Here is a 26,510-nt window from a genome sequence, read left to right as displayed (position 1 = left end):
TGCAGGCAGGCGAAGCAAGCTTCAGGCTGTGAGCTCTTCGTATGCCCGGTAGATGGCAAGGAAGTCGTCCGATTTCAAGCTTGCGCCGCCGATCAGCGCGCCATCGACATTGGCGACCCCCATCAGCTCCTTGGCGTTGCCGGGCTTTACCGAGCCGCCATAGAGAATGCGCATCTTGGCGCCCTCGCCGGCAAAACGGGCCGTCAGTTCGGCGCGCATGAAGGCGTGCGCCTCTTCCACGTCTGCCGCCGTCGGCGTCAGACCCGTGCCAATCGCCCAGACCGGTTCATAGGCGATGACGGTGTTTTCCGCCGTTGCGGCGTCCGGCACGGAGCCGTCAAGCTGGGTCTTCAGCACGTCCAGCGTCTTGCCGCCCTTGCGCTCGTCCCCGGTCTCGCCGATGCAGACGATGGCGACGAGGTCGTTTTGGTGGGCGATCTCGGCCTTGGCACGGATCAGTGCGTCGCTTTCCTTGTGGTCGGTGCGGCGCTCGGAATGCCCCACGATGACGTGTGTGCCGAAGCAGTCGGCGATCATTTCCGCCGAGACATCACCCGTATGCGCGCCCGATGCCTTTTCATGGCAGTCCTGCGCGCCGATCAGAAGCGGGCTGTCGTCGCAGAGTGCGGTCGCCACATAGAGTAGCGTCGCTGGCGGGCAGATCAGCGCCTCGACCTTCTCAGAGAGCGGCCCCTTCACGCCTTCGGCCATCGCCTTGATCTGGTCGAGCGATGCGCGCGTGCCGTTCATCTTCCAGTTCCCGGCAACAAGCGGGGTTACGTCCGGTGTCATGAGGCCTCCCTATTCATAAAATCGGTCGCTTGCGGCGTAGCAAATCGAAGCCTATTGCGCAAACAGCCAGTTGAGCGTTTCCCGCCAGTCCGTCATGCGCACGGGCGTGCCGTGGCCACCGGTCTGGAACAGCACGAAGCGCGCCGGCACGCCGGCCTTGCGCAGCTTGCGAAAGACAGTGATCTGGTCATTGGCGGCATAGACACTGTCGCTGTCGCCGTGGGTGAAATAGACCGGCAGCTTCGCCTTGAAGGCCGGCGTCTTCGCATAGTCGCCATCCGCCGCGCCACCCATCAGCACCATGCCGGCAAGGCTTTTGACCGCTACCGGATCGCGCGCCACGCGGGCGCAGATGAAACTGCCCATCGAGGCGCAGGCGAGAATGACCGGCGCATTCGGCGAGAGCGCCTTGGCGGTGAGGATGAGGCCCGAAACGCGCGCCGCACCCGCGTCATCGAAAGACGGCACGCTCGGCGCATAATAGACGCCGCCACCACGCACCGCGAGGTTCTTCAGCCGGTTGAAATTGCCGCCGAAATTCCAGTCGTTGCTGCCGAGCCGGCGATCGCCGCCGCGGCCATGGATGAAGATGACGCTGAAGGCCGCCCCCTCGCCCTTGCCCGTCATCGAAACGTCGATCGGCCCCGCCGGCGTATCGATCGTTGCATTCTGTTGCGCTTTCTTTACCGCCGTCGACACATAGGCGGCCTTTACGCGACGCTCCGGCACCTGGTCGCGCCCGTTGATATCGCGCAGTTCCTGGTAGTCAACTACGCGAAGCGCCCCGTCATCCGACGTTTCCACCACTTCGCCATAGGCAAACAGCGCGTCCTTCCAAGCATCGAGCGTCAGCGCGGCCGCGTCCTGCGCGGCCATGCCGGCGAACAGTGCGGCCAGAACCAGCCGGAGGAAGCAATGAACTGTGGACTGAGGCATGAACTGGCGCTCCCTTGCGGTGGCGATACTTGCCATCCGCCCACGCGCAACGCAATCCTCGGCAAGCGGTTGGCGCGGCTTCGCGCATGTGCAGCCGAGTGAAATCATTCGGCGTCGCACGATGCGGCGGAAAATGAGACAGGGTGGCAGACCGGATTCAGCCGGTTATTCGCCAGTCTGTCATCGCGAAACCCCACGGAATCTGGCAGAGTCGTTGGTGATTCGCCGATGAACTTATTTTCGCCAAACCCCGATCCACCCGGATCGACGGGAGAACTGGCAAACGGAACAAACTCTGAACAGCCCATGCAAGACGACAACGATCTTTTCGCCAATATACCCTCCACGCCCGCCAAGCAGCCCGCCGCTCCGGCCGAAACGCCGACAGTGACCGCGCCTGCACGCGAGCCACGGCAGCCCATCAGCGAGGGCTCGGGCGGCTACGATGCCTCGGCGATCCGCGTGCTCGAAGGCCTCGAGCCCGTACGCATGCGCCCCGGCATGTATATCGGCGGCACGGATGAGAAAGCGCTGCACCACCTGTTCGCCGAAGTCATCGACAACTCGATGGACGAAGCGGTTGCCGGCCATGCCAACTTCATCGACGTCAACCTCGACGCCGAAGGCTTTTTGACGGTCACCGACAACGGCCGCGGCATCCCAGTCGAGAACCACCCGCAGATGCCGGGCAAGTCGACGCTCGAAGTCATCCTCACCGTGCTGCACGCCGGCGGCAAGTTCGACGGCAAGGCCTACGAGACCTCGGGCGGCCTGCACGGCGTCGGCGTCTCGGTGGTCAACGCGCTGTCCGACCATCTTGAGGTCGAGGTCGCGCGCAACAAGAAACTTTACCGCCAGCGTTTTTCCCGCGGCAAGCCGGTCGGCGGCCTGGAAGAGCTTGGCGACGTGCACAACCGTCGCGGCACGAAGGTGCGCTTCCATCCCGACCCGGAAATCTTCGGCGCGCATGCCCGTTTCGATCCTGGCCGCGTCTTCCGCATGGCCCGCTCGAAAGCCTATCTTTTCGGCGGTGTCGAAATTCGCTGGAGCTGCGATCCGTCGCTGCTGCCGGAAGGCTCTGAAACACCGGAAAAGGCCGTCTTCCATTTCCCCGGCGGCCTGAAGGACTATCTCCAGGCAACGCTCGGCAAGGACTACACCGTCACCCGCGAGATTTTTGCCGGCAAGAGCGAAAAGTCCGGCGGCCACGGTTCGCTTGAATGGGCCGTCACCTGGTACGGCGGCGATTCGCTGATCCATTCCTACTGCAACACCATTCCGACAGCTGACGGCGGCACGCATGAGGCCGGTCTCAGGATCGCCCTCACCAAGGGCCTGAAAAACTACGCCGAACTGACGCAGAACAAGCGGGCGGCGGGCATCACCACCGACGATGTGATGATCTCGGCCGTCGGCATGCTCTCCGTCTTCATCCGCGAGCCGGAATTCGTCGGCCAGACCAAGGACAAGCTTGCCTCCGTCGAGGCCCAGCGTATCGTCGAGAATGCGCTGCGCGACCCCTTCGACCACTACCTCGCCGACAATCCGGGTGAAGCGGCAAAGCTGCTCGAATGGGTGATTGAACGCGCGGAAGAGCGCCTGCGTCGCCGCAAGGAGAAGGAAGTCAGCCGCAAGACCGCGGTGCGCAAGCTCCGCCTGCCCGGCAAACTCGCCGACTGCTCGCAGAACTCCGCCGAAGGCGCCGAACTCTTCATCGTCGAGGGTGATTCGGCCGGTGGCTCGGCAAAACAGGCACGCAACCGTGCCAACCAGGCCATTCTCCCGCTGCGTGGCAAGATTCTCAACGTCGCCAGCGCCGGCCGCGAAAAGCTCAGCGCCAACCAGCAGATTTCCGATCTGATACAGGCACTCGGCTGTGGTACCCGCTCGAAATACCGCGAAGAGGACCTGCGCTACGAACGCGTCGTCGTCATGACCGATGCCGACGTCGACGGCGCGCACATCGCCTCGCTGCTCATCACCTTCTTCTACCAAGAAATGCCGGACCTCATCCGCGGCGGCCACCTCTTCCTCGCCGTACCGCCGCTCTACCGCCTCAGCCAGGGCGGCAAGACGCTCTATGCGCGCGACGACGGGCACCGCGAGGAATTGATGCGCACCGAGTTCAACAGCCGCGGCAAGGTGGAGATCGGCCGATTCAAGGGCCTCGGCGAAATGCTGCCGGCACAGCTCAAGGAAACCACGATGGACCCGAAGAAGCGCACGCTGCTCAAGGTCGCGATCGACGACGTGGATTTCGAGGGCACACGCACGGCCGTGGACGACCTGATGGGCACCAAGCCGGAAGCCCGCTTCCGCTTCATCCAGGAGCGTGCGGTCTTCGCCGACAACCTTGATATCTGAGGTTTTGCCGCCTTATTTTCGCGGCAAAGCCGGCTTCTAACCGGCAGGAACGAAGGCGGAAAGGACGGCCATGAAAGCTGCGCTCATCGTCATGACGATCATGGGTTGCGACGACAGCGCGACCCAGTGCCATTACATCGACACGGTCGACCGCAGCTGGCAGACCGTATCGCTCTGCGATGCGCAGGCCGAAACCTATATCAATCGCCACCAGAATAAGAACTACCCGGTGATCGTCGCCGTGTGCGAAAGCTCAGGCGATCGTATCACCGCCGATGTGGCTAAGCCCGCGCCCGATGCAACGCCGGCGGACACCTTTGCCGCCACAGAGATTCCGGTACCGGCCGAAACTGCGGAAGCCAAAGAAGGCTTGGCGACCCGCACGCTGAACTTCGTGAAAAAGGCCATTCCTGACAAAGCGGCCCTGAAGGCCGCCGTGACCACGCCTGTGCGCTACGCCGAGGATGGTTACTCTTGGGTGGTAAAACGCTTCACCAAATGAGGTTCATGCCGCTTCGCGCGTAGCGATGACGGCGTAGCTGCGCGCCGTCTGGCGTTGCTCGGCAATCGCCAGGCGCTCGACCAGCTCCAGCATCGACTGGCAGGACGTGTTGCCTGCAGCGCGGGCGCTGGACAGCAGCCGCTCGGAGACCGAAAGCAGGCCATCTCCCCCCTTGGCCTCGCACCGCCACAGCATCGTCGCCTCGGAAAACAGCACGCTGATGTCCCGGCCAAGGCCTGCGGCCTCGTAAAGTGCACGCACCGCGGCCTCGCGACCGTCGGAGAGAATGGAACGAACGCGCCGTTCCGCCTGCCCGGACAGATTGGTAATCGCGGCAGCAAAAAACTCCACCCGTCCCGTGCACAGCGCATGCATGAGAAAGACCGGCGTCAGCCGTGCGGTGAGGCGTAGATGCTCGACGAGGGCCGGCATTTCGGCCGACGTCACCTCCGCCACCATGCCGATCGTTGCGATGTCGCAGGCTTCGCGTGTGATACGCTCGACGCGGCTCGTTCCAACCGCCGCCTGGATAAGCCCGAAGCCGGCAAGGGCGGTGCCGACCTTTTCGACGAGCGCATGGCGCGCATCACTCGGCAGGTCTTCACGGTCAAGCAGCAGCGCACGGATGTCCGCATCGTGCCCGAGACGGTCGGCAATGCGCACCAGGCTACGACGGGACAGCACCGCCCCCTCGTTCTCGAGCAATGCCACTACGTCCGGTACTTCGCCGATTTCGGCAAGCGCGGCACATACCGGTCGGGAGACATAGACACGGTTTGCCACCAGCATGCGCGTCACATCACTCCCCCTGGCGGCGAGATCGACGAGATCGGTATCCGTAAGCAAAGACGAACAAAGAATGATATGCGCGGCGATTTCCGGTTGGTCTTCGGCAAGCGGCAGAATGACGGCGCGCGGGGCATCCCCGCACTCGGCGAGTGCTTCGGCGAGCGCCAACCGCACTTTCGGCGCCGGATCGTCGAGCAGGAAGATCATCGCCATTTCAGCGGCGTGCCGGTCTTCGACGGCAATGCGGGCGCGTGCGTAAGCCCGTGCCAACACACTGGCCGCCTTCGCCCTGTCGGCTGCCCGCGCGGTCTCGACCCATCGGAGAAAAGCATGAACGATCAATGGACGCCCCAAACGCCTGCACCAAATTCTAAGAAAACACGCTATCGACAAAGTGTTTAAGATTGGTTCACCATATCCGTTAACCGGACGGTCATCGCCATGAACGCGCGAAAAGGCATCGAGGCCCGGCCCTACCAGGCGCCGCAAAACAAAAAAGGCCGCCCGATGGGCGGCCTTTCCGTATTCGATGGGATCGAACCGATTACTCGGCGTCGCCTTCAGCGGCCTTCTTCTTGGCCGGAGCCTTCTTCTTCGGAGCGGCGTCTTCGCCTTCCGCAGCGTCAGCCTTGGCAGCAGCCTTCTTCTTCGGCGCAGCCTTCTTGGTTTCCTTGTCGGAACCCTCTTCGTCTTCAGCCATCAGCTCGTCCTTGGAAACGGTCTTGTCCGTAACCTTGATTTCGCTGAGCAGGTGATCGACGACCTTCTCTTCGAAGATCGGGGCGCGCAGCGATGCGGCGGCACCCGGGGTCTTCTGGAAGTATTCGAGGATCTGCTTTTCCTGACCCGGGAACTGGCGCAGCTGCTCATAGAGCGAGCGCTGCATTTCATCGTCGCTTACCTGGACGCCGGCCTTTTCGCCGATTTCCGAGAGAACGAGGCCGAGACGGACGCGGCGTTCGGCAAGCTTGCGATATTCTTCGCGGGCTGCCTCTTCCGTGGTGTCTTCGTCAGCAAAGGTCTTGCCGGACTGCTGGAGGTCCGTGTTGATCTGGCGCCAGATGTTTTCGAATTCGGCGTCGACCAGGCGCTCCGGCGTGTCGAACTTGTACATCTCGTCGAGCTGGTCGAGGATCTGACGCTTGACCTTCTGGCGGGTGACCGAACCGTACTGGCTTTCGATCTGACCGCGGACGATTTCGCGCAGCTTGTCAGCCGATTCGAGGCCGAGCTTCTTGGCCAGCTCGTCGTTGATCTCGACTTCAGCCGGAGCAGCGACGTCCTTGACGTTGATGTCGAAGGTGGCTTCCTTGCCGGCGAGGTTTGCGGCCGGGTATTCCGTCGGGAAGGTCACGGTGATGACCTTCTCGTCGCCAGCCTTCAGGCCGATGAGCTGCTCTTCGAAGCCCGGGATGAAGCGGTTGGAGCCGATGACGAGTTCTGCGTCTTCGTCCTTGCCGCCGTCGAAGGCTTCGCCGTCGACCTTGCCGAGGTAATCGATCGTGACGCGGTCGCCGTCAGCGGCCTTGCCCTTCTTGGTTTCGTAGGAACGCGCGCTTTCGGCGATCTTCAGGATCTGCTCGTCGACTTCCGAAGCATCGATTTCAACGACTTCGCGCGTGACGGCGATGCCGGAAGCGTCCTTCAGCTCGATTGCCGGGATGACTTCGTAGGAGAGCGTGAACTCGAAATCGGCTTCAGCGGCGAGGATCTTCTCGGCTTCGGCCTGGTCTTCGGTCATCGCGATTTCCGGCTGCGTAGCGGACTTTTCGCCGCGCTCGGAGAGAATCGTCGACGGACGGTCACGGATGATCTCGTTGACGAGTTCAGCCATGATCGACTTGCCGTACATCTTCTTGAGATGCGCGAACGGCACCTTGCCCGGACGGAAACCGTTGATGCGGACACGGCCCTTGGCGTCCTGAAGACGCTCATTCAGCTGAGTTTCCATGTCCTTGGCCGGGATGACGACCTTGATTTCGCGCTTCAGCCCTTCAGCGAGCGTTTCGATAACCTGCATGTTCAAACCTTTATTTCGAGTTGGCGGTGTTCAAACCGGCCTGCCGGTTATGGCGAACACCCCGCCGGTCCATGTGCCGGCAGTGGCTTTACTGAATTCGGTGGCCTTTTGGCAAGCAAAATGGCGCTCTCGACAGCGCCGCGCGCCAATCATGGCGTACAAAGAACGCTATCGTACTTTAGAATCTGCTGCATAATCCCTTAAATCGCGTTCGAATTAAGGGATTATGCAGCAGTGTCCACAAACCGCTGAAACTCCCGTTTCCGCGTTTGGTGGCTCTGGTGCGGGTAGAGAGACTTGAACTCCCACGCCTTGCGGCACCAGAACCTAAATCTGGCGTGTCTACCAATTTCACCATACCCGCGTCTCAGAAACCTCGTTGCCACGGGCGGCTTGCGGCCGCTCATCATGGCGCCTTCCGAGCGCGGCGTCTCTATATCACCCGTTTTCGGCGGATCAAAGGAAAAATACGTGGAAACGGGCGCTATCCCGCCCCTTCGCCGTCAATAGAGCGGTTCGTCGTAAATCGGCTCGCCGCGCAGGATCAGCCGGGCAATCTGTGGCGTGCCATCTTTCGAGACCCGCGCCTCCACTTCCAGCTCTTCCTGATTGCGCGCCTCCTCAAGCACCTTGCCCTCGCCTTCCGGCACATAATAGCGCTCAATACCGTAATTGACGAACAATGTTTCCGGCACTCCATCCACTCCGGCGTAGTAATCGAACGGCAGCGTGCGCAGCACGACACTGCCCTCCGCCGGCGCAAGATCACCGAAGCTTGCCTCGGTCGCCGTCCACAGGCCGTCGGTGCCGGGCTTCAGCCGCACGGACATGCGCACGAGCCCGCTGGTTTTGGGCGCTTCGCCCGTCACGATCGCTTTCGAGATCGTCGAAACCGGATAGGACAGGATGACATAGTCGCCGCGCAACAGGTCGCGCGGATCGACGGGCAGCGTCTTCAGCTTGATGTCCGCCCCGCTGCGCAGGATGGAGGCGCGGCTTTCGACCATGTAGCCCAGCACGGCCGTCTGGAGTGCGGCTGCGACGATGGCGGCGACCAGCGGGGGCACGCTGAAAAAACGGGATGTCGTCATGGTCAGGCCTCCGCCTTCGTTGCAGTCTGGGAGAACCGCCGCTCCAGCGCGATCACGCCCCAGGCGATCAGTGCCACCACCAAGCCGGAAACAAGGAAGAAGCCGGATGTACCGATGATCGAGCCGATCGTCTCCGATGCAAGGTAAAGGGTCTCGGCGGCGAAGGTGGCGTAACCGAGATAGCGCACCGCCCCGTTCTCCTTGCCGGACAATGCGATGCCGGCGATGGCGGCAACGAGCGTGATTATGCCGAGGAACAACCGATTTCCAATGTCATCGAATTCGGCGTGCAGCACGAAAAGGCCGACGATCAGCACGAGGTAGGAATAGAAGGCCGGAGAGGCGCCGGCACTGCGCGCAACCGCATGAAGCGGCGATTGCGGCACGGCGGCAAGCAGATAGGCAACAGCGCCGAAGGCAGCGATCGCAATCGCAGTCGTCGGCGTCTCATATTCGCTATAGATAAAGGCAAGCCAGGTCACGAGCAGCAGATAGGCCAGGTGCCGCACCCTGTCGGCGCCCGTGTAGCGCACGAGCAGGATAATGATGACGGCCATGACAGGCATCAGCCAAAGCAGCACCATCTCGTGGGCATTGTAGGACCCGGTCCAGTCCGCACCGGCAACGACGAAGGCCAGAAAGCCTGCAATGGCCGTGACGGCGCTTGAACGGAAGAGCACGGCCGCCACGACCGCGCCGGCAAACCAGACCAGCATCGCCTGGAACGTATCGCCGGAGAGATGGTACATCTGCCCGACAAGCGCGATCGCACCGCCGAAAGCGAGCGTGCCGAGCACGAGAAAGGCGGCGGCAAGCCGCTCTGCGCCACGCGTGATAAGCACGCCGCCCGCAAGATAGGCTCCCCAGATCACACCCACGATGCCGACGAGCCGGACGAGACGCGGGATTGCCTCCCAATTGGCGGCAACGAGCAGCAGGACGGCAGCAGAGACGAGAAGCGCTGCGATGATCATCAGCACGCGGCCCAGGCTGAACGAGCTGGGGCGGGAATCATATTCCTTCAGCAAGCGCCCGGCGGCCGGTGCATCGATCAGGCCTTGCTCCGCCCAGAGTTTGAGATCGCGTTCAAGCCTGCCCCTGTACATCCGTTCCCGCTCCGTTCGCAAAATGCGTCGTCATCGCGCCGATTCCGGCTCTGCCAACAGGGACGATATAGGTTACCCGGAAATTCGCAATCGGAGCAAAAAACCCATAAACGGGCAAATCTTCGCGCCATTCCGCCTTGAAATGGCAATCGCGACCACCAAGATTAACGAGAAATAAAGAAATCCATGGCATTTTTAGCATGCAAAGGCCGATTGGCCTCCCGATTTGGAGCATGCATCCGGCGCATATCATCCATGCCGATATTGCACTGCACAAAATCAAAAAGGGGAGCTATAGTTCAGTCATCGGATCAGAAATGATCTGGCCCGGAAATCAAGGCGCCGCGTAGTGTGAGGCGACAGAGAAACGGGAGGGCGGACTGGTCGAACGCCCGGCATGATGCCGAAGACCCGACGCCCCGGAAACGGGGATCGACATGGAATTCGGAGCGACGCACTCCTCCTCCCAGCGTCCCTCCGATGCGATTGGCAACACTCCTCCTCCCAGTTGCCAATCATCTTTAGTGACGCCCGCTGGACCTCCTCCCCCAGCGGGCGTTATTATTTGCGCAAGGCGCATGGCTCGCCGCCCCAAATAACCGATTTTCTCCCCATGCCGCACCCGCCAGCTTAAAGCTTGCGCAACCGAGCTTCGTTGGTCTGCTGCATATGCGCAGAGTGCATGGGTGCCATTCTCATCCGGCGCTTCTGTCCGAAGGCCCGGCGAACTATATAAACGTTATCGGTCGGGCGACGATCTCCTCCTCCCAACGTCCCCGACAGGATTGGCAGCCCCTCCTCCTCCCAGGTTGTCAATCGATATCAGCAACGCCCGCCGGATCTCCTCCCCGGCGGGCGTTGTTTTTTGCGCCGCACCCAGACTGGGATGCATAGCAGCCTCTACCTTTGTGGCGAATCGTCCGGATTTTGGCCAGAATTTTGCCAATATTTCCGCTTGACATGCATAAAATGCATTGGTGCCGTGCCGTAACAGCGCTGTTCTTTTCGGCAATGCAGCGTATATTTCAATCCATCAGATCAGGGCGGCGCCAAAGATGAGCGGCCGCCCAGTACGCAGCCCAAGAAAGGGGTAAAGACATGAACCTGGCACGCTCTTTTAACAACTGGCGCAAGTACCGTCAGACCGTCAACGAACTCGGCCGTATGTCGGACCGTGAACTCCGCGACCTCGGCATCGGCCGCAGCGATATCCCGTACATCGCTCGCAAGGCTTCGATCTAAGCCGAACGATCCTGAACGGATCCATTTCAAACGCCCTCCGGCTTCCCACCGGAGGGCGTTTTCGTTTGTCGTTTTTTTTGCGGCGCACAATGTCGCATCTCTTCGTCCGCGCTATCGATGATTTCCGGTGTCTATCACCCTATCTGCCCGGAATATCGGCACTTTCTGCCTTTTTGCCCGAAGCGAAACCAGATGCCCACGCGTTAATCATCTTATTGCACAAATGCATAGCAGCTGCATTTTCTTTGCACTGCACATTAATAAGGGGCGGGCGTATATAGACCTCACAAACCGGCGAGCAGACCTCCCGGCCAACCGCTTCGAGGAGCAAGACCATGAACCCGATCCGCATTGCAAAGAACTGGATTTCCTACCGCCGCACGATGAACGAACTTGGCAACCTGTCGAACCACACGCTGTCCGACATCGGCCTGACCCGTTACGACATCCGCGACATCGCTTCCCGTTCCTTCCGCTAAGACATCAGCCGGATTTCCGCCGCTGCGGCCGGAAACGGCGACGCGCGAGGAACGCTTCAAACGGCACCATCTGGTGCCGTTTTTGATTCCGGGATGCGGCATGCGCGCCAGACGCTTTTCCTTGGAATTGCTCCGGCCCCCATGGTAACGAACCGCCATGACAAAAACCTCTTCCTTCGCCCCCATTCACGTCATCGGCGGTGGCCTTGCCGGCTCCGAAGCCGCCTGGCAGATCGCCGAAAGCGGCATCCCCGTCATCCTGCATGAAATGCGCGGCGTGCGCGGCACGGATGCCCACAAGACGGACGGCCTTGCCGAACTCGTCTGTTCCAACTCCTTTCGCTCCGATGATGCGACCAGCAATGCGGTCGGCGTGCTGCATGCCGAGATGCGGCTTGCCGGTTCGCTGATCATGCGCTCGGCCGATGCCAACCAGGTTCCGGCCGGCGGCGCGCTTGCCGTGGATCGCGACGGCTTTTCCATCGCCGTTACCGCAGCGCTCGAAAGCCACCCGCTGATCACCATTACACGCGAAGAAGTGACCGGCCTGCCGCCGGAAGACTGGGACCAGGCGATCATCGCGACCGGCCCGCTGACTGCACCGTCGCTTGCCGCCGCGATCCAGGAGCGGACCGGTGCCGATTCGCTCGCCTTCTTCGACGCCATCGCGCCGATCGTGCACACCCCGAGCATCGACATGGATATCTGCTGGTTCCAGTCGCGCTACGACAAGGTCGGCCCCGGCGGCACGGGCAAGGACTATATCAACTGCCCAATGGACGAAGCGCAGTACAATACCTTCATCGACGCCCTGATTGCCGGCGACACGACGGGCTTCAAGGAGTGGGAAGGCACGCCTTATTTCGACGGCTGCCTGCCGATCGAAGTCATGGCCGAGCGCGGCCGCGAGACGCTGCGCCACGGCCCGATGAAGCCTATGGGCCTGACCAACGCGCACAACCCGACCGTGAAAGCCTATGCCGTCGTGCAGCTCCGGCAGGATAACGCGCTCGGCACGCTCTACAACATGGTTGGATTCCAGACGAAGCTGAAATACGGCGCGCAGGCGGAAATCTTCCGCCTTATCCCCGGCCTCGAAAGTGCGGAATTCGCCCGCCTCGGCGGCCTGCACCGCAACACCTACATCAACTCGCCGACGCTGCTCGACCGCTCATTGACACTGAAGGGCCGCCCGGGCCTGCGTTTCGCCGGCCAGATCACCGGCTGCGAAGGGTATGTGGAAAGCGCGAGCATCGGCCTGCTCGCCGGCCGCTTCGCCGCCGCCGAGCGCCGTGGCGAAACCCCGTCGCTGCCACCGGAAACGACGGCTTTCGGCTCCTTGCTCGGCCACATCACTGGCGGCCACATCGTCTCGGACGACGAACCCGGCAAACGCTCCTTCCAGCCGATGAACGTCAATTTCGGCCTGTTCCCGCCGCTGGACCCGGGAGCGGTGACCAGACCGGAAGGACTGAAGCGTTTTCGCGGCAAGGACAAGGCAATCGCCAAGAAACAGGCGACCGCCGCCCGGGCTCTCGACGATTGCGCACGGTGGCTTGAGGGCTGAACTTCAGCTTGGCTGGCCGACGATCTGCTGATCTGCGCCAGCCAGGCCGGGCATGAAGCTGCCGAGCAGCCAGAGCGAGACTTCTGCCGTCTCCCGCTCGTCGCGGAATTCGAAGGTGCCGCCTTCATAAGCGGCGTTGGCGAACTGTACGGTGAGGCGCTTGGGACCGGCGCTGTTGACGCGCACCGTGCCGGGTTCGATCAGGTGGCAGGAATAGTGGTGACCGTGGGCGTTCATGCAGCCGGCCTTGCCGTCATGCAGCCGAAGGAACACCGTGCGGCCATTCGTGGTGGTGATCACCTCGCGGATCGCCTCACCCGGAAAGGCCCGGCCGAATTCCAGAATCGCAAGGCCTGCATCCTCCCCCGCCATCTCCTGCCCCTCTTCCCGGCGAAAGGTCTGCCGGAAGATAAGGCCTGCCAACAGCAGGCAACCAACGGTGATGGTCCAGAGCATTGGCGCGACTCCTCCACGAAAAACGTTCTGCCGCTGTAGCGGACAAGGCTTGCGCCAATTTTGCGTCTTGTCAGGTTTTCAGAACGGACCGCGACGCATTGCCCACCACATCCACCATTGCCGCCGCCATTGCGGAGGCTGCGGGGAGCGGTCGAGCGCTCCGGCGCCGGCCTTCTCCACGGCATCCAGTATATGCCGAACCAGGGAAACAGGCAAAAAGGCCGGGCGATTGGCCGCCGATATGCCGTTCGCTGCGCGCGCCTTGGCAAGATGCTCACGCCCGAGGCCGACAAACGCTTCCACCGCCCGCGTTGCCGCAGGCCTGTCGCTACCGTCGAGCAGAGCCTCAGGCGTCAAACCCGTTGCGGCCAGGAGATCGGCCGGCAGGTAGACTTGTCCGCGCCGACGATGGATCGGCAGCATCAGCAGCGCGCCCGCCACGGCCTGCGCCACGCCGGCGTGACCGGCTGCATTGGCGGATTTTGGCGCATCGGCGGGATCGAGAATGAGGCTCGCGAGCTGGATCAGCGCAGACGCGGTCTCGCCGGCATAGCCTTCGAAGGACGAACGGCTTTCCATCGGATCGTTGTAGACATCGAAGATGCGCGCTTCGATCATGTCCGTCAGCACGGCGATGGGCAGCCCGTATTCCTTGACCGTGGCCAGCAAGGCGGCAGCGAGCGGATTGGCGGAAGCGTCTCCATCCGCCTCGCCTTCCAGCAGGTCACGCCACCATTGCAGGCGGATTTCGCCGGGAAGCGCCTCGCGCACCATATCGCGCACACGGGCGATCTCGGCGTGGAAGGCATAAAGTGCGGCGAGAGCACCCCGCTTTTCCGCCGGCGCCAGCAGGCAGGCGAGATAACGGTCGCGATCGGTCTCGCGGAGCACCGTCAGACAGTGCGCGTAATTGGCTTGCATATCGGTCACGTCGAGAAAACCGCCTTCCGCGTCACACGGCAATGAGTGCGGCGGCGACCGCCCGGCTCTCGGCCAGCATGACATTGAACGTGCGCACGGCCGCTCCCGTGCTCATTGGGTCGGAACGGATGTTCCGCTCGCGCAAGGCCGCCCTGATGTCCGCCGACAGTGGACGGATCTCCTTGCCCGTACCGACGAGCAGCACCTCGATATCGCCTGCCTCGTCCAGCACGCGCTGGAGGTCGGCAAGCGTCAGGGGTGTGCTCTCGTCCTTGTCCCAGCCGTGAATGCCGGACGGTAGGCAGAGGATGGAGCCGCGATGCGACATGTCGGCAAAGCGGAAGCCGCCATTGCCATATGCGTCGATCGGCGCACGCCCTGGGAAATGCGCCTCCCGGATTTCGATGCCTTTAGCCATTGGCTCCCGTCGCCTCCGTGACCGGTCCCTTGCCGCCCTTGCCCGGGCGGTAACGTTCCGGCTGCAGGCGGAACAGGATGAGGATCGGTCCGGCAATGTAGATAGAGGATATGGTGCCGATCGCCACCCCGAAGAGCAGCGTCAGCGCGAAGGTGCGGATCGCCTCGCCGCCGAAGAGCGCAAGTGCTGCCAGCGCGATCAGCGTCGTCGCCGAGGTCAGCACGGTGCGCGACAGCGTGCGGTTGATCGCATCGTCGATCAGGATCGGCAGCGGCATCTGCTTGAAATGGCGCAGGTTCTCGCGAATGCGGTCATAAACGACCATCGTGTCGTTCAGCGAGTAGCCGGCAACGGTCAGGAGGGCCGCGACGGCGGTGATGTTGAACTCGATTTTGGCGAGTGCCAGGAAGCCGAGCGTGAAGAAAACGTCGTGCGCCAGCGCGATGATCGCGCCGATGGCGAAATGCCACTCGAAGCGGATCCAGATATAGGCGACGAGCGCCAGAAGGCCGACGACGAAGCCGAGCGTTGCCGTGTCGATCAGTTCCCCGGAAATCGCCGGGCCGACCGCCTCGACGCGACGGAAATCGTAGTCGTCTTCCAGTTCGCCGCGCGCGACGAGCACCGAGGTCTGCTCGGCGTTCTCGCCCTCGCCCGCCGACGTCAATCGAATGAGCGCATGCCGCGCATCACCGTGCCTAGTGACGCTCTGCACATCGACACCGGTATCACTGAGACGTGCGAAAATATCGGTTGGATCGGCGTTACCCGATTTCGCCTGCACTTCCAGCGCAGCGCCACCGGTAAAATCAATCCCAAGCTGGAGCTTTCCAGCGACGAGCAGGCCGGCGATCGCAAGCGACAGCACAGCCGTTAGCAGGAACACGCCATTGCGCACCGCCATGAAGCGCAGGTTCAGGCGGTCGAAGAACCCGGACCGCACGCCCTTCGGCAGGTGTGTCGCGTGGCTGCGGCCGAGCCAGGCGCGAACGAGGCGCTGCGTCAGCGTGAAGGTGGTGAAAAGCGTCGCCAGCAGGCCGATGCCGACGGCGAGCGCAAAGGCGCGCACGGGGGCGGCGGACAGCAGGAAGAGCACGGCAATGGCGATCAGCATCGTCGCCGACGCATCGAGCACCGTCGCGCGGGCACGGGCGAAACCGGTATCGACCGCATCCGAAAGCGCCTGGCCTGCCTTCACCTCCTCGCGGATACGCTCGAAGATCAGCACGCTCGCATCGACCGCGATGCCGACGGTCAGCACGATGCCGGCGATCATGGAAAGCGAGAGCGGCGCGCCGATGAGGGCAAGCACGGCAAAGGTCAGCAGCACATTGAAGAACAGCGCCACCGAAGCGACGACGCCGAGTACACCGTAGAAGAACGTCATGAAGGCGACGACCGCGGCGACGGCGATAGCGAGCGCGATCACCACCGTTCTGCTGGATGTCGCGCCGAGTGCCGGCTCGATCGAGCGCTCCTCGATGATGGTGAGCGGCGCCGGAAGCGGCCCACTGGCGATGATGCGGGCGAGGTTTGCAGCGCCCTCGGCATCGAAATCGCCGGAGAGCCGGCCGACGCCGTCGGTGATGGCGCCCTGGATCTGCGACGTCGAGATGATTTGGCCGTCGAGCAGGATGGCGATGGTACGGCCGCTATTGTCACGCGTGAAAGCAGCGAGCCGGTCGGCGGCCTCGCCCTTCAGAACGAATTCGATGAAGGGTTCTTCGTTGGCCGCCGGCTGCGCGGATGCCACATCCGTCGCGGTGAAGAGATCGTCCTGCCGGACCAGGTAGCCGACCGGCGGCTCGCCGATGGAATAGAGCACTTCGGAGCCGGCCGGTGCGCCATCCTCCATGGCCGTGTTGACCGGCATGCTGTTATCGACGAGGCGGGCGGAAAGCCGGCCGACCTGCGCGAGCATATCCTTGACGCGCTGCGGATCGGTCAGGCCCGGCATCGACACGACGATGCGGTCGCGCTCGCCGCGCCCGACGACAAGCGAGGGAATGTCGAGGCTCTCGACACGGCGGCGTACCGCATCGACCGCGCCAAGCGAGGCGGTGCTCACGGCATCGTTTATGGCAGCAGGCGACAGCACAAGGCGGAGTTGGCCGTTTTCCGGCTCGCTGATAGCGCCGAGATCGAGGCCGACGAGCGCTTCGCGCGCAGCCTCAAGCCGATCAGCCGCCGTTACGGTGATGTCGATCGTCTCTTCCGCGCCATTGAGGTCGCTATAGGGAATGCGTGCGGCGCGCAGCGTGTTGCCAATCGTTTCCACGGCTGCACGCAGCCGGTCGGCCGCGATGTCGCTGCGCGACACTTCCAGCACCAGGCGTGAGCCGCCGGTGAGGTCAAGGCCGGGCACGAGGCGGTGCGCCGCCAGCCAGCCGGGAAGGCTAGCGCTCATGCGGGCCGGGAGAAGGCTCGGCAGAATGACAAGAAGGCTCGCCGCAAGGACGAGCCAGAGAGAAAGGGTCTTCAAGCGGGCGGATTGTTGCATCGCGGTCTCGCCTACGGCCATTCAAGCAAAAGTGCGCGATGCGATTTTGCAGGAATTGCGTAAAAACAAAAACAACCCGGCGCCGACGCCGGCCGAAAACCAGTCTGGCCGCCCGGCCGGATTTTCATCCGGCCGGGCGGCAGGCCACGTTATTCCTTGACCGGTTCGCCCTTGACGCGGACTTCGCTGATGCCGCTGCGTACGACGCGCACCTTGATGCCTTCGGCGACTTCGACTTCAAGTTCATTGCCGTCGAGGACCTTGGAGACCTTGCCGACAATGCCACCACCGGTGACGACCTGGTCGCCACGGCGGATGTTCTTCAGAAGCTCTTCGCGACGCTTCATGTTGGCGCGCTGCGGGCGGATGATGAGGAAATACATCACCACGAAGATCAGCAGAAACGGCAGGACCGACATGAGAATGTCTGCACCGCCAGCTGCCCCGCCGGGTGCCGCCGTCTGGGCGAAGGCCTCGGTAATGAACATCAGCTACTCCTTGAAATCTTGAATTTATGGAGCCTGACGGCCCATTTCGGTTGCCGGAATATAGGCAAAGAGGTCTCGAATGCAACACACGACCTTGAGAAGCCGCCTGTTTTCAAGCGCTTTCCCTCTTTTCGCGATGTGGCGCCGTATGCTACCCGGCAAGAACGCATGAGGAGAGAGAAATTGCAGGAAGATACCATCAAGCTTTTGCTCGCCGAAATCGGCCGTATCAATGCCGCGCTCGAGCGCCTCGCCGGTCCGGCGCCCGCCATCAACGACTGGACTGTGGCCGACGTTTTCGTCTGGTCGCCGGCGCGTCAGCATCTCCAGCCGGTGAAGCGCCCGAACCGCATCGACATCGATCTTATCCGCGGTGTGGACCATGTGCGTGACATCCTGGTCGACAACACCCTGCGCTTCGCCCGCGGACTGCCGGCCAACAACGTGCTGCTCTGGGGTGCACGCGGCATGGGCAAGTCGTCGCTGGTGAAATCGGTGCATGCGCTCGCGGCCAAGGATGCGGAAAGCGGCCTGAAGCTTGTCGAGGTGCACCGTGAAGACATTGCCACGCTGCCGGCGCTGATGGAGATCCTGAAGGACGCGCCCTGCCCGGTCATCATCTTCTGCGACGACCTCTCCTTCGACCATGACGACACGTCCTACAAGTCGCTGAAGGCGGCGCTCGATGGCGGCGTGGAAGGCCGGCCGGACAATGTGCTGCTCTATGCCACCTCCAACCGCCGGCACCTCCTGCCGCGCGACATGATGGAGAACGAGCAATCGACGGCGATCAACCCGTCCGAAGCCGTGGAAGAGAAGGTGTCGCTGTCCGACCGTTTCGGCCTGTGGCTCGGCTTCTACAAATGCAGCCAGGTCGAGTATCTCGAAATGATCGACGGCTATGCCAGCCATTTCGATCTCGGCATTCCGACGGAACAACTCCACGCCGAGGCACTCGAATGGGCGACCACCCGTGGCTCCCGCTCCGGCCGCGTCGCCTGGCAATATGTGCAGGATCTCGCCGGCCGGTTGGGCAAGCCGCTCAACAAGTGACCCGATAAGCCGGCTCCAAACGAGCCGGCTTTCTTCTTCCTACGATAAGACCGGGCGCATGAAGCTGCGCTCATAGCTGATGATGCTGCGGTTCTGCTTGTCCATCTCGTAGGCCGCTATGCATTCCGGATCGCTCAGCATGCGTGTGCGATAGTCTTCATAGGTGGCAAGGCTCGGGAAGCTGAAGAGTGCGAGTGCAATATTGTTCGCTCCTTCGCTCGGCAGAAAATAGCCGTGATGCGTGCCGCCCATGCGGTTGACGATGGGGATCCAGGCACGGGCGTAGGCTTCGAACGCCTCCAGCTTGTGTGGATCGATGACATATCTGAGATAGCAGGTGATCAAGGGTCTCTCCTGTGATTCGTGACCGCGCCGACCGTTTCAGATTCGGCGCACGATAGGCAGGGTCCAATGTTCCCAGGCCGCATCCGGCGCAGCACCCTGCCCCGCATAGAACCGCCTGGCTGCCTCATTGTCCGGAAGCACCGTCCATCGTAGCGCCGACGCGCCGATCTCGGCTGCATAGGCCTCGAGACGCGCAAAAAGCATGTTGCCCACGCGCTGCCCGCGAAACGCCTCCGCGACGAATAACTCCTTCAGCACCACGACAGGCCGCAGATCGAACGTCCACGGAATGCGGTAATGCACCGCGATGCCGGCGATTGTATCTCCTTTCACGGCAACGAATACGCCGAAGGCGGGTGCCGGACCAAAACCATGGGCCAGGAGGTCGGCTGGTGTGACCGCGAAGGCCTCCACATATCCCTCGAAAACCGCCAAATCCCGCATCAGCTGCCAGACCGCACCGATATCCCGCTGCTCGAAGGGACGGACGAAGATCGTGTCAGCGCTCATTCGGCAGCGACCGCCAGCAGGTTGCCTGGCTCAGCCCCCGTGGCGAAGGGAAGCCCTTCATCCGCCCAGCCGGTAATGCCGCCGATCATGATTTTCACCGGCCGGCCGAGACGCGCCAGCTTCAGCGCCGCCTGGTCGGCCCCGTTGCAGTGCGGACCCGCACAGTAGGCCACGAAGAGCGTGTCCTCAGGCCACTCCGCCATGCGCGCGGCAGAAATCTCGCGGTGCGGCAGGTGCAGCGCGCCCGGCACATGCCGCCGCGCATAGGCCTCCGGAGAGCCGACGACGTGCAGCAGAACGAAATCCTGATCACCGGCCTTGAGGGCTGCGGAGACATCGGCGCAATCGGTCTCGACGGAAAGACGCTTCAGGAAATGTTCGATCGCGATGGCGGAGGATGCCGGTGCGTAATCGGTGACGTAGCTCATGATCTCTGCTCCTTGTTGGATGACAGAAGGGTAGCGGGTTTCGAGCCGGGATTGCAGATGGCATGAACGCCATATAAGCTCAAAATCATGCCAAACACGCTATCGCTCCGCCCATTGCCCAATCCGCTCGTCGTCGCCATCGCCTACGACCAGCTCTGCACCTTCGAATTCGGCATTGCGACCGAGATCTTTGCCCTGTCACGGCCGGAAATGGGCGCCAACTGGTATCGCTTCGCCGTGGCCGGCGTGGATGAGGGCAGCATGCGCGCAGCCGGCGGGCTGACATTCTCCGTCGATGGCGGCCTGGACCTGCTGGCTGACGCAGGAACGATCATCATTCCGGGTTGGCGCGGCACGGACGCACCGGTGCCGCAAGCGCTGATCGATGCCTTGAAGGCAGCCCATGCGCGTGGTGCACGCGTCCTGTCCTTCTGCTCCGGCGCTTTCGTGCTGGCGGCCGCCGGTCTGCTCGACGGTCGGCGTGCTACGACCCACTGGCGCTACACCGACACGTTGATGGCGCAGCACCCGGAAATCAACGTCAGCGCAGCCGTGCTCTATGTCGATGCCGGTTCTGTGTTGACGTCCGCCGGCACGGCAGCCGGCCTCGACCTCTGCCTTCATCTGATACGCCGGGATTTCGGGCCGGAAGCGGCAAACCTCGTGGCCCGCCGCCTGGTCCTGCCGGCCCACCGGGATGGCGGCCAGGCGCAGTTCATCAAGCAGGTGGTGCCGCGGCCCCATGAAAGCGGCCGCCTCGGCGCACTTCTCGACCATATGCGGGAGAATCTCGGCGCCGATCATTCCGTTGCGGCCCTCGCGCGGCGCGCCGGCATGAGTGCCCGTACCTTCCTGCGCCGCTTCGATGCGGCGACCGGCAAGACGCCCGCGCGCTGGCTGCTGGCCCAGCGGCTTGGAAAAGCACGCGACCTGCTCGAGGAAACCAACGCGTCGGTCGAAGAGGTCGCGGCACTGTCCGGCTTCGGCACGACCGGAACGCTTCGCCACCACTTCCGCCTTCACCTGGCAACGACGCCCGTCGCCTATCGCGAGGCCTTCGGTCGACGGGTCGCATAAAAACAGGCAAACGCGAACGGGCGGCTCCGAAGGAACCGCCCGTTGTCATATCAATGCTGTGCGTCGACCAGTCCTATTCCAGGAAGGTCATCGGGTTGACCGGGGTCGCGTTCTTGCGCACCTCGAAGTGAACCTTCGGGCGGGTTGCGTTGCCGCTCATGCCGGAGGTCGCGACGGTCTGACCGCGCTGGATCTTCTGGCCGCGCTGGACGTTCAACTCGCCGGCATGGCCATAGACCGTGACGGTGCCGTCGTCGTGGCGCACGAGAACCGCGTTGCCGAGTTCCTTCAGGCTGCTGCCGGAATAGATGACCACGCCGTTTTCAGCGGCCTTGATCGGCGTGCCTTCCGGAACCGAGATATCGATACCGTCATTGCGGTTACCTTCGACATTGGCGCCGTAGCCAGCGATGACCGCGCCGCGAACCGGCCACCGATATTTGCCGATACCCGTCGATTCCGGTGCTTCATCCGTCACATCCGACTTTTCCGTCGCTTCCGTGACAGAAACGGTCTTCACCGGCGCCTTGTAGGATTCCGGCTTCTTCTCCGTCGTCTCGACCTTCTTTTCCTTGCTGACAGGAACCGAAGCCGTCACCGTCTTGTCTGTCGTCGTTTCGGCGGCGCCGCCAGCCGGGATCGTCAGCTTCTGGCCGATGCGGATCGATGCGGTTTCCAGGCCATTCGCCTTCTTCAGCGCATCGACGGAAACGCCGTTGCTGCGCGCGATCTTGGCAAGCGAATCGCCGGGCTGCACCTCGTAGCCGGCCTTGCCCTTGCCTTCGGCGGCGTCAGCGACGTTGGAATTCGTCTGGCCGCTTTCCGACTTCTGCTTCTCGCGGGTGGAGGTGCCGGGCAGGATGGCGACATTCTGCTCACCCTTGCGTTCCGGCGTCGGAAGCTTGTTGTCGACCTTGAGCGTATGGTCCGTCGAGGCCTTCGCAGCGCTGGAGGTGGTGCTGAAGGTCGGGATGACGATCTTCTGGCCAGGCTCGGCATCGGAAGAGCGCTTCAGGCCGTTGGCGGCAAGAATTTCCTTTTCCGGCACACCGTAGCGGTTGGCGAGCGTCTTCACGCTTTCGCCCTGGCGCAGCATGACGACCGGTGCGTTGTTTGTCGACCAGCCGGCCTTGCCCTTGTTCACGGTTGCCGTGGTCAACGTGTCGGCGTCCGAGACGATAGCCTTCGCCTTGCGCTCGGTCGAATCCCGGGCGACGGCCACTTCGCGCTCGGCATCCTGGCGAACGCCGGCCGTCGGATCGGTGAGATCGCCACGCTGGACGCGCATCGGCGTCGTGGCCAGCCGCGTACCGGAGCCGCTGGTGGTCGCGGTATTGATGGGGTCGTAGGAAACCGTGCCCTGATCCGGGAACGGCTGGTTGAGCGCTTCGTTGCGCGTCCCCATCTGGTCTGCCGTCGCGAACTGCTGGCCGTTGCCGACCGTGCCGCGCGGAACCGGATTGGTCCCACCACCGCCGAAGAGCGTGCGGCGCGGAACCGAGCTCGTTGTGATGTTATCCTGACCGGAGGAGGAAAAGAGGCCGCCAAAACGAGAAACGTCCGAGCTGCACCCGGTCGCGACGCTGGCCAGCAGGGCGGCCGCCATCAGGCGGGTCGCAGTCCTACCAAAACTCGGCGATACACTCTTACGCATGAGACTAACCCAATCGGTACGCTACTTGATGTAGACCGATTAAAGCGCGTTAGAGTTACCGCCCGGTTAAAGCCGGGCTATCCGCAACAGGTTTTTGATGAATTGATAACCATGGTGTTCCCGCACCATGGCAAAACCAACGTCGAAACGCCTCAGAAGCCGGTCGCGTACATGCTGTCGGCGCGCGAGATGCGGCCGTTGACGCGCGCAGCGTTCTCGAAATCTCCCTGGCTCGGCTGGAAGATCGCCGAAATCGGCGTGGAGCGGCGTGCCGCTTGTTCACCGGCGGCCGCAGCATTTTCGAGCGCAGTGTCGGGTGCCGTCATGTCGAGGGCACTCTCATTGTAAGCGATGGCACGCAGAGCCGCGACGGCAGGCTCCCGGGTACCGGCGTAACGGGCACTGCGCTGGTCCTGCATCGGCATGCTGTCGAAATATTCGATATAGGCGCGATAATAGCCCTTGCGGTCGCCTGCCTCGAGGAAGTGGCCGAAGGCATCCTTTTCGCGCTTTTCAAGCTCCGTCGTATCGAGGTTGTTGCGCTCGGCCTCGGTCAGCGCCGGCCGACTGGAGACCATCTCTTCCCTGGCGACACTGAGGACGAGAAGAGCGTCAACCGTCAAGCCGACATGGGCGGACGGATCGTAGCTGCCGCCGGCGAGATGCGCGGTCGAACCAGCCTCGGCATTCTCCTCCACAGCCTTGCCCGCAGCCTTGGTCGCAAGATATGCGAGGCTGTCGCCGGTAGAGCTGCTGGTGATCCTGTTCGAGACGTACATTACCCTCTCCATCGGAACGGCCGCATCATTGGAAAACCGGCGTCCTGCGTGGAAACTGCTGCTTCGTTACCGGCCTACGCCCCGAAACTTGCGCGAAGCTTACGCCGGTTAACAAAAGGTTAACGCGCTGTATTTACGAGGAGAATTCTCGCATCACGTGCAAGTGGTGGTGCCGAAGGCCCCGGATTTCCAGCAAAAACGCCCACAGACTCAGCAGGCGACTGCCTGCCGAGCGACAAACACGGATCGTGAGAGGGTGATTAAAGCGCCTGCGCCATCTGCGGCACGATCGGCAGGTAAGGCACGTCGAAGAGGTCTTCGCGGTCGAAACGGCTGCCGGTCTTCACCAGCTTCAGCATGCGACACTCGGTATCGCTGACCATGACGGGTGCGATCAGCATGCCGCCGGAGACAAGCTGCTCGGCAAAGGAGCGCGGCAAGGCCGGGAAGGCTGCGGTCACCAGAATGCGGTCGAAGGTGCCCTCGCCCGGCATGCCATTGCTGCCATCCGCCTGCCGCACGATGACGTTGCGGATGCCGGCCTTTTCGATGGACTGCTGCGCATTGGTGGCAAGCGTCTTGTAGCGGTCGACCGTCAGAACGCGCTCCGTCAGACGTCCCATGACGGCGGCGGTGAAACCGCTGCCGGTGCCGACTTCGAGAATGCGCTGACCGGTCTTGAGGTTGAGGAAATGCAGGATGCGTACCGCAAGGTCGATGCCTTCCATGAAGGATCCGCACTCCAGCGGCAGGACACGGCGCGAATAGGCTTCACCGGTAAACTGCGGCGGCACGAACAGCGTGCGCGGCGTCTGTTCCACGGCCGTCAGGAGGTCGAGATTGTTGATGCCCTGCGCGCGAAGGCGCATCGCCAACGCGGCCAAACCTTCCTTCTCGATCACCCGTCCCGTGTTCAATCCGCGTCCTCGCCATTGAGAGCACGCTGCACGCGGTCGAGCACGGTGTAGTCCGTGAGGTCGAGCTTGAGCGGCGTCACCGAAATCTTGTGGTTCTTTACCGCGTGGATGTCGGTCCCGGCGCGGAAATCGCCCTTCCTCTCGCCGAAGCGCAGCCAATAATACGGGAGGCCGCGGCCATCGGCGCGCTCATCGATCGTCAGGCCGAAATCGAGTTTGCCTTGGCTCGTCACCTCGACGCCCTGAAGGTCGGAGGGCGCGCAATTCGGGAAGTTGATGTTGAAGAAGGTCCAGTCCGGCAACTCCACATCCAGGAGCTGGCGGATGAGCTTGGGCGCGAAGGTTTCGGCGACCTCCCATGGCACGACGCGGCCGCTCGTATGGCTGTAGGCCTGGCTGAGCGCCATGGACTTGATGCCCTGCAGAGTGCCTTCGATAGCGCCGGCGATCGTACCCGAATAGGTGACGTCATCCGCCATGTTGGCGCCGACATTGACGCCGGAGAGAACGAGGTCCGGCTTGACGTCCAGCACTTCCCGCACGCCCATGATGACGCAGTCGGTCGGCGTGCCGCGCAACGCATAGCGCTTGTCGTCGATCTTGCGCAGGCGCAGCGGCTCGGAGAGTGTCAGCGAATGGGCCAGGCCGCTCTGGTCGGTCTCGGGTGCGACAATCCAGACGTCATCCGTCAGTTCGCGCGCGATACGCTCGAGGACCGCAAGGCCCTCGGCGTGAATACCGTCGTCGTTCGTCAGAAGAATGCGCATCTTGTCTCCCGCCTCAGGCGGCCTTCTCGATCTTCTTCAGCCCGCCCATATAGGGCAGCAGGACGTCCGGCACGGTGATCGTACCGTCCTCGTTGAGGTAGTTCTCCATGACGGCGATCAACGCGCGGCCGACGGCGGTGCCCGAACCGTTCAGCGTGTGCACGAACTTCGTCGCCTTGTCGTCCTTGCCGCGATAACGCGCATTCATGCGACGGCCCTGGAAATCACCGCAGACCGAGCAGGACGAGATTTCGCGGAACGTGTCCTGCCCCGGCAGCCAGACCTCGAGATCGTAGGTCTTGCGCGCGCCAAACCCCATGTCGCCGGTGCAGAGCGTCATGATGCGGTAGTGCAGGCCGAGGCGCTTCAAGATCTCTTCCGCACAGGCCGTCATGCGCTCGTGTTCGTCGATCGAGCTGTCCGCATCGGTGATCGAGACGAGTTCGCACTTCATGAACTGGTGCTGGCGCAGCATACCGCGGGTGTCGCGACCCGACGACCCGGCTTCCGAACGGAAGCACGGCGTCAGCGCGGTGAAGCGCAGCGGCAGCTTTTCCTGATCGAGGATTTCCTCGCGCACCAGATTGGTGAGCGAGACTTCCGCCGTCGGGATCAGCCAGCGGCCATCCGTGGTGCGGAACAGGTCTTCGGAAAATTTGGGCAGCTGGCCGGTGCCGAACATGGCGTCGTCACGCACCAGCAGCGGCGCATGAACTTCCGTATAGCCGTGCTCACCGGTGTGCACGTCGATCATGAACTGGCCTAGCGCACGTTCGAGGCGGGCAAGCTGGCCCTTCAGCACGGTGAAGCGCGAACCGGCGATCTTCGCTGCGGCTTCGAAGTCCATCCAGCCGAGCGCCTCGCCGATTTCGTAGTGTTCGAGCGCCTTGTGGTTCCAGCCGGGCTTGCTGCCCCATTTCAGCTTCTCGACATTGCCTGCCTCGTCGCTTCCGACCGGTACGTCATCGAGCGGGATGTTCGGGATGCGCGAGAGCTGATCGGTAAGCTCGGCCGTGACCTGGCGCTCTTCGTCTTCCGCAGCCGGAAGCAGATCCTTGATCGCGGTCACCTCGGCCTTCAGCTTTTCCGCCAGCTCGCTGTTCTTGCTCGCCATTGCCGCGCCGATCTCCTTGGAGGCGGCGTTGCGGCGCGACTGCATGTCCTGCGCCTTCTGGATGACGCTGCGGCGCTTCTCGTCGAGATCGATCAGGGCCTGTGCAAGGGGGCTCGCACCTCTCTTCGCCAGAGCGGCGTCGAAGGCGTCGGCATTGTCGCGGATCCATTTGATATCAAGCATTGTCGTTCCAGG

At 62.7% G+C, this 26,510-nt stretch carries 26 protein-coding genes and 1 tRNA gene; 7 read left to right on the top strand and 20 right to left on the bottom strand.

Annotated elements, in window-relative coordinates; translation table 11 throughout:
• Window positions 1-21: 21 nt before the first annotated feature.
• Together tpiA and AC1RT2_RS05670 are read right to left on the bottom strand one after the other, a co-directional pair.
• On the bottom strand, window positions 22-792 hold the full coding sequence (tpiA, locus tag AC1RT2_RS05675) for a triose-phosphate isomerase (RefSeq protein WP_493100177.1): 771 nt from the start codon (window positions 790-792) through the stop codon (window positions 22-24).
• A gap of 51 nt (window positions 793-843) precedes the next feature.
• Window positions 844-1,728 (bottom strand): alpha/beta hydrolase, encoded by an 885-nt coding sequence (locus AC1RT2_RS05670; RefSeq protein ID WP_493100175.1) that lies wholly within the window; start codon window positions 1,726-1,728, stop codon window positions 844-846.
• A 306-nt stretch (window positions 1,729-2,034) separates the two neighbouring features.
• On the opposite strand from AC1RT2_RS05670, the gene parE reads away from it, so the two are divergent.
• Window positions 2,035-4,092 carry a DNA topoisomerase IV subunit B gene (gene parE / locus AC1RT2_RS05665; protein ID WP_493100173.1) on the top strand — a complete coding sequence of 686 codons (2,058 nt, stop codon included), beginning with the start codon at window positions 2,035-2,037 and terminating at the stop codon, window positions 4,090-4,092.
• Between the two features lie 70 nt (window positions 4,093-4,162).
• Window positions 4,163-4,594, top strand: coding sequence for a hypothetical protein (locus AC1RT2_RS05660; RefSeq protein WP_493100171.1), 432 nt, complete (start codon window positions 4,163-4,165; stop codon window positions 4,592-4,594).
• A gap of 3 nt (window positions 4,595-4,597) precedes the next feature.
• Here the strand turns inward: AC1RT2_RS05660 and AC1RT2_RS05655 are convergent, their stop codons facing one another.
• The 5 genes from AC1RT2_RS05655 to AC1RT2_RS05635 all read right to left on the bottom strand — a co-directional run bounded on the left by AC1RT2_RS05655 (window position 4,598) and on the right by AC1RT2_RS05635 (window position 9,600).
• On the bottom strand, window positions 4,598-5,725 hold the full coding sequence (locus tag AC1RT2_RS05655) for a DUF2336 domain-containing protein (RefSeq protein ID WP_493100169.1): 1,128 nt from the start codon (window positions 5,723-5,725) through the stop codon (window positions 4,598-4,600).
• Window positions 5,726-5,927: 202 nt separating this feature from the next.
• Complete coding sequence (gene tig / locus AC1RT2_RS05650) at window positions 5,928-7,403, bottom strand: trigger factor (protein WP_493100167.1); 1,476 nt, start codon at window positions 7,401-7,403, stop codon at window positions 5,928-5,930.
• A gap of 279 nt (window positions 7,404-7,682) precedes the next feature.
• A tRNA-Leu gene (locus AC1RT2_RS05645) sits at window positions 7,683-7,767 on the bottom strand.
• Between the two features lie 139 nt (window positions 7,768-7,906).
• Entirely contained in the window at window positions 7,907-8,494 is a 588-nt protein-coding gene (locus AC1RT2_RS05640; RefSeq protein WP_493100165.1) for a GDYXXLXY domain-containing protein, read from the bottom strand.
• 2 nt (window positions 8,495-8,496) lie between these two features.
• The gene (locus AC1RT2_RS05635; RefSeq protein ID WP_493100163.1) at window positions 8,497-9,600 is read right to left on the bottom strand and encodes a DUF2157 domain-containing protein; all 1,104 of its coding nucleotides are present in this window, start codon (window positions 9,598-9,600) and stop codon (window positions 8,497-8,499) included.
• Window positions 9,601-10,698: 1,098 nt separating this feature from the next.
• Here AC1RT2_RS05635 and AC1RT2_RS05630 point away from each other — a divergent pair.
• The 3 genes from AC1RT2_RS05630 to trmFO all read left to right on the top strand — a co-directional run bounded on the left by AC1RT2_RS05630 (window position 10,699) and on the right by trmFO (window position 12,888).
• Window positions 10,699-10,842, top strand: coding sequence for a DUF1127 domain-containing protein (locus tag AC1RT2_RS05630; protein ID WP_069058672.1), 144 nt, complete (start codon window positions 10,699-10,701; stop codon window positions 10,840-10,842).
• 335 nt (window positions 10,843-11,177) lie between these two features.
• A complete protein-coding gene (locus tag AC1RT2_RS05625) occupies window positions 11,178-11,321 on the top strand; it encodes a DUF1127 domain-containing protein (protein WP_069058671.1) in 144 nt (47 codons plus the stop codon).
• Between the two features lie 157 nt (window positions 11,322-11,478).
• A complete protein-coding gene (trmFO, locus tag AC1RT2_RS05620) occupies window positions 11,479-12,888 on the top strand; it encodes a methylenetetrahydrofolate--tRNA-(uracil(54)-C(5))-methyltransferase (FADH(2)-oxidizing) TrmFO (RefSeq protein ID WP_493100160.1) in 1,410 nt (469 codons plus the stop codon).
• 3 nt (window positions 12,889-12,891) lie between these two features.
• On the opposite strand, the gene AC1RT2_RS05615 is transcribed toward trmFO, so the two are convergent.
• The 5 genes from AC1RT2_RS05615 to yajC all read right to left on the bottom strand — a co-directional run bounded on the left by AC1RT2_RS05615 (window position 12,892) and on the right by yajC (window position 17,671).
• Entirely contained in the window at window positions 12,892-13,344 is a 453-nt protein-coding gene (locus tag AC1RT2_RS05615; RefSeq protein WP_493100158.1) for a hypothetical protein, read from the bottom strand.
• A 78-nt stretch (window positions 13,345-13,422) separates the two neighbouring features.
• Complete coding sequence (locus tag AC1RT2_RS05610) at window positions 13,423-14,265, bottom strand: phytoene/squalene synthase family protein (protein ID WP_493100395.1); 843 nt, start codon at window positions 14,263-14,265, stop codon at window positions 13,423-13,425.
• Between the two features lie 31 nt (window positions 14,266-14,296).
• A complete protein-coding gene (locus AC1RT2_RS05605) occupies window positions 14,297-14,683 on the bottom strand; it encodes an Mth938-like domain-containing protein (protein ID WP_493100156.1) in 387 nt (128 codons plus the stop codon).
• On the bottom strand, window positions 14,676-17,183 hold the full coding sequence (gene secD, locus AC1RT2_RS05600) for a protein translocase subunit SecD (protein WP_493100154.1): 2,508 nt from the start codon (window positions 17,181-17,183) through the stop codon (window positions 14,676-14,678). Before secD ends, AC1RT2_RS05605 begins: the two co-directional genes overlap by 8 nt.
• Window positions 17,184-17,332: 149 nt before the next feature.
• Window positions 17,333-17,671: a preprotein translocase subunit YajC gene (yajC, locus tag AC1RT2_RS05595; RefSeq protein WP_069058667.1), complete on the bottom strand. Its 339-nt coding sequence runs from the start codon at window positions 17,669-17,671 to the stop codon at window positions 17,333-17,335.
• A 183-nt stretch (window positions 17,672-17,854) separates the two neighbouring features.
• Here yajC and AC1RT2_RS05590 point away from each other — a divergent pair, with 183 nt between their 5' ends.
• On the top strand, window positions 17,855-18,724 hold the full coding sequence (locus AC1RT2_RS05590; protein WP_493100152.1) for an ATP-binding protein: 870 nt from the start codon (window positions 17,855-17,857) through the stop codon (window positions 18,722-18,724).
• Window positions 18,725-18,763: 39 nt separating this feature from the next.
• Here the strand turns inward: AC1RT2_RS05590 and AC1RT2_RS05585 are convergent, their stop codons facing one another.
• The 3 genes from AC1RT2_RS05585 to AC1RT2_RS05575 are packed head-to-tail and all read right to left on the bottom strand — an operon-like array spanning window position 18,764 to window position 20,007.
• Window positions 18,764-19,069 carry an NIPSNAP family protein gene (locus AC1RT2_RS05585; RefSeq protein WP_069058665.1) on the bottom strand — a complete coding sequence of 102 codons (306 nt, stop codon included), beginning with the start codon at window positions 19,067-19,069 and terminating at the stop codon, window positions 18,764-18,766.
• Between the two features lie 36 nt (window positions 19,070-19,105).
• Window positions 19,106-19,579, bottom strand: coding sequence for a GNAT family N-acetyltransferase (locus tag AC1RT2_RS05580; RefSeq protein WP_493100149.1), 474 nt, complete (start codon window positions 19,577-19,579; stop codon window positions 19,106-19,108).
• Window positions 19,576-20,007, bottom strand: a complete 432-nt coding sequence (locus tag AC1RT2_RS05575; RefSeq protein WP_069058663.1) for a rhodanese-like domain-containing protein — start codon at window positions 20,005-20,007, stop codon at window positions 19,576-19,578. The genes AC1RT2_RS05580 and AC1RT2_RS05575 overlap by 4 nt, the downstream gene beginning before the upstream one ends.
• Window positions 20,008-20,094: 87 nt before the next feature.
• Here AC1RT2_RS05575 and ftrA point away from each other — a divergent pair, with 87 nt between their 5' ends.
• Window positions 20,095-21,084 carry a transcriptional regulator FtrA gene (ftrA, locus tag AC1RT2_RS05570; RefSeq protein ID WP_493100147.1) on the top strand — a complete coding sequence of 330 codons (990 nt, stop codon included), beginning with the start codon at window positions 20,095-20,097 and terminating at the stop codon, window positions 21,082-21,084.
• Window positions 21,085-21,157: 73 nt separating this feature from the next.
• On the opposite strand, the gene AC1RT2_RS05565 is transcribed toward ftrA, so the two are convergent.
• The 5 genes from AC1RT2_RS05565 to serS form a co-directional block, all read right to left on the bottom strand.
• Complete coding sequence (locus AC1RT2_RS05565) at window positions 21,158-22,738, bottom strand: peptidoglycan DD-metalloendopeptidase family protein (protein WP_493100145.1); 1,581 nt, start codon at window positions 22,736-22,738, stop codon at window positions 21,158-21,160.
• 152 nt (window positions 22,739-22,890) lie between these two features.
• Window positions 22,891-23,517, bottom strand: a complete 627-nt coding sequence (locus AC1RT2_RS05560; protein WP_069058660.1) for a hypothetical protein — start codon at window positions 23,515-23,517, stop codon at window positions 22,891-22,893.
• Between the two features lie 260 nt (window positions 23,518-23,777).
• Window positions 23,778-24,434, bottom strand: a complete 657-nt coding sequence (locus tag AC1RT2_RS05555) for a protein-L-isoaspartate(D-aspartate) O-methyltransferase (RefSeq protein WP_493100143.1) — start codon at window positions 24,432-24,434, stop codon at window positions 23,778-23,780.
• Entirely contained in the window at window positions 24,431-25,201 is a 771-nt protein-coding gene (gene surE, locus AC1RT2_RS05550) for a 5'/3'-nucleotidase SurE (protein WP_493100141.1), read from the bottom strand. The genes AC1RT2_RS05555 and surE overlap by 4 nt, the downstream gene beginning before the upstream one ends.
• A gap of 13 nt (window positions 25,202-25,214) precedes the next feature.
• Complete coding sequence (gene serS, locus AC1RT2_RS05545) at window positions 25,215-26,498, bottom strand: serine--tRNA ligase (protein ID WP_493100139.1); 1,284 nt, start codon at window positions 26,496-26,498, stop codon at window positions 25,215-25,217.
• Window positions 26,499-26,510: the final 12 nt, after the last annotated feature.

The organism is Shinella sp. GW821-FHT11G07, from assembly GCF_058808115.1.
Note: the sequence above shows the minus strand (reverse complement) of the source record. Positions and strands in the feature narration are given on the sequence as shown.